2 tRNA genes and 2 rRNA genes are annotated in these 5,254 nt (G+C 52.3%); all 4 read left to right on the plus strand.

Features of this window, described 5'->3' with window-relative positions:
* Positions 1–242 precede the first annotated feature (242 nt).
* The 4 genes from NLF99_RS19535 (at position 243) to NLF99_RS19550 (ending at position 5,193) form a co-directional block, all read left to right on the plus strand.
* Positions 243–1,770 (plus strand): 16S ribosomal RNA (locus NLF99_RS19535).
* A 186-nt stretch (positions 1,771–1,956) separates the two neighbouring features.
* Positions 1,957–2,033 (plus strand) — tRNA-Ile (locus tag NLF99_RS19540).
* 6 nt (positions 2,034–2,039) lie between these two features.
* Positions 2,040–2,113 (plus strand) — tRNA-Ala (locus NLF99_RS19545).
* A 195-nt stretch (positions 2,114–2,308) separates the two neighbouring features.
* Positions 2,309–5,193, plus strand: a 23S ribosomal RNA gene (locus tag NLF99_RS19550).
* Together the 16S and 23S rRNA genes with 2 tRNA genes alongside form the textbook arrangement of a ribosomal RNA operon.
* The last annotated feature ends 61 nt before the right edge of the window (positions 5,194–5,254 follow it).

Genomic DNA, 5,254 nt, shown 5'->3' on the forward strand with positions numbered 1-5,254 from the left:
AAATGACAGATTGCGACCTTCCGATGCGGAAGGGAAACAACATAAAAAAGCCGAAGCGAGATGCCCAGGCGCGATAAGTTCTTTAAATGATCATGTAGCGCAGCGACCCGTACGAGAGTACGGTAGCTGAACAAGAAAAGATTTAAGAAATCAATTTATTCAGGTATCCCGGAGCGGGAGGAAAACATTTAACAAGACAACAATTCTATTTTATAAATAGTCTTGGTCTTACACTTCATTTTACAATGGAGAGTTTGATCCTGGCTCAGGATGAACGCTAGCGGCAGGCCTAATACATGCAAGTCGGACGGGATCCATCGGTAGCTTGCTACCGATGGTGAGAGTGGCGCACGGGTGCGTAACGCGTGAGCAACCTGCCCATATCAGGGGGATAGCCCGGAGAAATCCGGATTAACACCGCATGACACTGCAACCCGGCATCGGGAGGCAGTTAAATATTCATAGGATATGGATGGGCTCGCGTGACATTAGCTAGTTGGTGGGGTAACGGCCCACCAAGGCGACGATGTCTAGGGGCTCTGAGAGGAGAATCCCCCACACTGGTACTGAGACACGGACCAGACTCCTACGGGAGGCAGCAGTAAGGAATATTGGTCAATGGGGGCAACCCTGAACCAGCCATGCCGCGTGCAGGACGACTGCCCTATGGGTTGTAAACTGCTTTTGTTAGGGAATAAACCCCACTACGTGTAGTGGGCTGAATGTACCTAAAGAATAAGGATCGGCTAACTCCGTGCCAGCAGCCGCGGTAATACGGAGGATCCGAGCGTTATCCGGATTTATTGGGTTTAAAGGGTGCGTAGGCGGCACTTTAAGTCAGGGGTGAAAGACGGCAGCTCAACTGTCGCAGTGCCCTTGATACTGAAGTGCTTGAATGCGGTTGAAGACGGCGGAATGAGACAAGTAGCGGTGAAATGCATAGATATGTCTCAGAACACCGATTGCGAAGGCAGCTGTCTAAGCCGTTATTGACGCTGATGCACGAAAGCGTGGGGATCGAACAGGATTAGATACCCTGGTAGTCCACGCCCTAAACGATGATGACTCGATGTTTGCGATATACCGTAAGCGTCCAAGCGAAAGCGTTAAGTCATCCACCTGGGGAGTACGCCCGCAAGGGTGAAACTCAAAGGAATTGACGGGGGCCCGCACAAGCGGAGGAGCATGTGGTTTAATTCGATGATACGCGAGGAACCTTACCCGGGCTTGAAAGTTACTGAAGGATGCAGAGACGCATCCGTCCCTCGGGACAGGAAACTAGGTGCTGCATGGCTGTCGTCAGCTCGTGCCGTGAGGTGTTGGGTTAAGTCCCGCAACGAGCGCAACCCCTATGTTTAGTTGCCAGCACGTCAAGGTGGGGACTCTAAACAGACTGCCTGCGCAAGCAGAGAGGAAGGCGGGGACGACGTCAAGTCATCATGGCCCTTACGTCCGGGGCTACACACGTGCTACAATGGATGGTACAGCGGGCAGCTACACAGCAATGTGATGCCAATCTCGAAAAGCCATTCACAGTTCGGATCGGGGTCTGCAACTCGACCCCGTGAAGTTGGATTCGCTAGTAATCGCGTATCAGCAATGACGCGGTGAATACGTTCCCGGGCCTTGTACACACCGCCCGTCAAGCCATGAAAGCTGGGGGTACCTAAAGCATGTAACCGCAAGGAGCGTGTTAGGGTAAAACCGGTAATTGGGGCTAAGTCGTAACAAGGTAGCCGTACCGGAAGGTGCGGCTGGAATACCTCCTTTCTAGAGCCCGCTCCGGGGGAGCTGCGCCACATACATGATCTATACAGAAAAAAAGACATTCAGAAGAAAGTGCCCACCCTGTGGGGAGTATTTAGTAGTGAGTATTTAGTATCTAGAACCTAGATAGTGACGATCTGCAAAAAGCTTCCGACAAACGGTGACACCGAGAGATGAGAGAGATAAGCTAGTCCCGTAGCTCAGTTGGTTAGAGCACTACACTGATAATGTAGGGGTCAGCAGTTCAAATCTGCTCGGGACTACCATCACACGGGGGATTAGCTCAGCTGGCTAGAGCACCTGCCTTGCACGCAGGGGGTCAACGGTTCGAATCCGTTATTCTCCACGTTTCTGAGCGCAGTGTAAAGGAAATGTACGGCCGTCACGGTCTAGATACTAAGTACTTAATACTAACTGCTCGGATAAAGAGTTCTTTGACATATTGGAAGAAAAGAGATTAACAAGAGAAGACAACAGAGGCTCCATGCGCAAGCATGGGACCAAAAGCAACCTACCACTTAGCAAAAGGGGTGGTAGCGTGAAGAAAGTAAACAAGGGCACACGGGGGATGCCTAGGCTCTCAGAGGCGATGAAGGACGTGATAAGCTGCGATAAGCCACGGGGATCGGCAAATGCGAATCGATCCGTGGATTTCCGAATGGGGCAACCCGGCATGTTGAAGACATGCCATCAATTGAGGCGAACGCGCTGAACTGAAACATCTAAGTAGGCGTAGGAGGAGAAAATAACAATGATTTCCCAAGTAGTGGCGAGCGAACGGGAAAGAGCCCAAACCGGTCATGTCACGGCATGGCCGGGGTTGTAGGACCACGATATTGTACTGTGCTATGAACTGGAAGCAGGTGGGAAACTGCGCGATAAGGGTGAGAGCCCCGTACAGGCAAAGAATACAGGCATAGTGGTATCCTGAGTACCGCGGGACCGGAGAAATCCTGTGGGAATCCGCCAGCACCATCTGGCAAGGCTAAATACTCCTGAGAGACCGATAGTGGACCAGTACCGTGAGGGAAAGGTGAAAAGAACCCCGAACAGGGGAGTGAAAAGAACCTGAAACCGTGTGCTTACAAGCGGTCGGAGCGGAGCGATTCCGTGACGGCGTGCCTTTTGCATAATGAGCCTACGAGTTACTCTTGTCCGGCAAGGTTAATGGCTTAAGGCCAGGAGCCGAAGCGAAAGCGAGTCTGAACAGGGCGCACAGTCGGACGAGGTAGACGCGAAACCTTGTGATCTACCCTTGGGCAGGTTGAAGGTGCGGTAACACGTACTGGAGGACCGAACCGATAAACGTTGAAAAGTTTCCGGATGACCTGAGGGTAGGGGTGAAAGGCCAATCAAACTGGGAAATAGCTCGTACTCCCCGAAATGTTTTTAGGAACAGCGTCGGCATGGAGTCTAGCAGAGGTAGAGCTACCGATTGGGTGCGGGGGAGTCAAATCCTACCAAATCCAGACGAACTCCGAATGCTGCTAGATATGGCCGGCAGTGAGGCTTTGGGTGCTAAGGTCCAAGGCCGAGAGGGAAAGAACCCAGACCATCAGCTAAGGTCCCCAAATCCGTTCTAAGTTGAACTAACGAGGTCCGGTTGCCCAGACAGCTAGGATGTTGGCTTGGAAGCAGCCATTCATTTAAAGAGTGCGTAACAGCTCACTAGTCGAGCGGCCGGGCGTGGATAATAAACGGGCATCAAGAACGGTACCGAAGCTATGGATTGCAATTTATTGCACTGGTAGGGGAGCATTCCATCGGGGGCGAATCCGCAGGGCGACCTGTGGTGGACCTGATGGAAAAGCAAATGTAGGCATAAGTAACGATAAGGCGGGTGAGAAACCCGCCCACCGAAAGACCAAGGTTTCCTGATCAACGCTAATCGGATCAGGGTCAGTCGGGACCTAAGGCGCATCCGAAGGGAGGCAGCCGATGGCCAACGGGTTAATATTCCCGTACTGTTGATGACTGCGATGTGGTGACGGAGTAGTGACACTGCCGCGAACTGACGGAATAGTTCGTTGAAGGGCAAAGGTATTGGACCGGTAGGCAAATCCGCCGGTACAGCCGAAGCCCGATAGTACAGCAAACCCTCGGGGGCGCTGATAGCGCAGGTAAGCAGACTTCCAAGAAAACCCGCTAAGCTCCAGGTCATCAAGACCCGTACCGCAAACCGACACAGGTGGTCGAGGAGAGGATCCTAAGGTGCTCGAGTGAATCATGGCTAAGGAACTCGGCAAAATGGCCCTGTAACTTCGGGAGAAGGGGCGCTTCCTCCAGCGATGGAGAAGCCGCAGTGAAAAGGCCCAGGCGACTGTTTAGCAAAAACATATGGCTTTGCGAAATCGAAAGATGAGGTATAAGGCCTGACACCTGCCCGGTGCTGGAAGGTTAAGAGGGGATGTCATCCGCAAGGAGAAGCATTGAATCGAAGCCCCAGTAAACGGCGGCCGTAACTATAACGGTCCTAAGGTAGCGAAATTCCTTGTCGGGTAAGTTCCGACCTGCACGAATGGTGTAACGATCTGGGCGCTGTCTCAGCCATGAGCTCGGTGAAATTGTGGTATCGGTGAAGACGCCGGTTACCCGCAACGGGACGGAAAGACCCCATGAACCTTCACTATAGCTTAACATTGAAATTGGGTACAGGATGTGTAGGATAGGCGGGAGTAGTCGAAGCGGTTTCGCCAGGAATCGCGGATACGCCCTTGAAATACCGCCCTTTCTGTATTCGGTTTCTAATCCCGATAAATCGGGAGACATTGTTTGGTGGGTAGTTTGACTGGGGTGGTCGCCTCCAAAAAGGTAACGGAGGCTTTCAAAGGTAAGCTCAGTACGCTTGGTAACCGTACGTGGAGTGCAATGGCATAAGCTTGCTTGACTGTGAGACCTACAAGTCGACCAGGGTCGAAAGACGGACATAGTGATCCGGTGGTTCTGTATGGAAGGGCCATCGCTCAAAGGATAAAAGGTACTCTGGGGATAACAGGCTGATCTCCCCCAAGAGCTCATATCGACGGGGAGGTTTGGCACCTCGATGTCGGCTCGTCACATCCTGGGGCTGGAGAAGGTCCCAAGGGTTGGGCTGTTCGCCCATTAAAGTGGCACGCGAGCTGGGTTCAGAACGTCGCGAGACAGTTCGGTCCCTATCTGTTGTGGGCGCTGGAAGTTTGAGTGGATCTGACCTTAGTACGAGAGGACCGGGTTGGACGGACCGCTGGTGAACCTGTTATGCCGCCAGGTGTACGGCAGGGTAGCTACGTCCGGGATAGATAAGCGCTGAAAGCATCTAAGTGCGAAACTAGCCACGAGATGAGACTTCCTCACAAGGGTCGTCGGAGATTACGACGTCGATAGGCCACAGGTGTAAAGGTTGAGAGACCAAAGCCGAGTGGTACTAATAGCCCGAAGCTTTCCAATGCGGATAGACCTGTTGTCCTCTCTCTTTTTCTGATCTTTTCTTCCAATAACATGTCAATGT

Origin of the sequence: Sphingobacterium sp. LZ11T8 (genome assembly GCF_024261425.1) — a bacterium.
Lineage (GTDB): Bacteria > Bacteroidota > Bacteroidia > Sphingobacteriales > Sphingobacteriaceae > Sphingobacterium.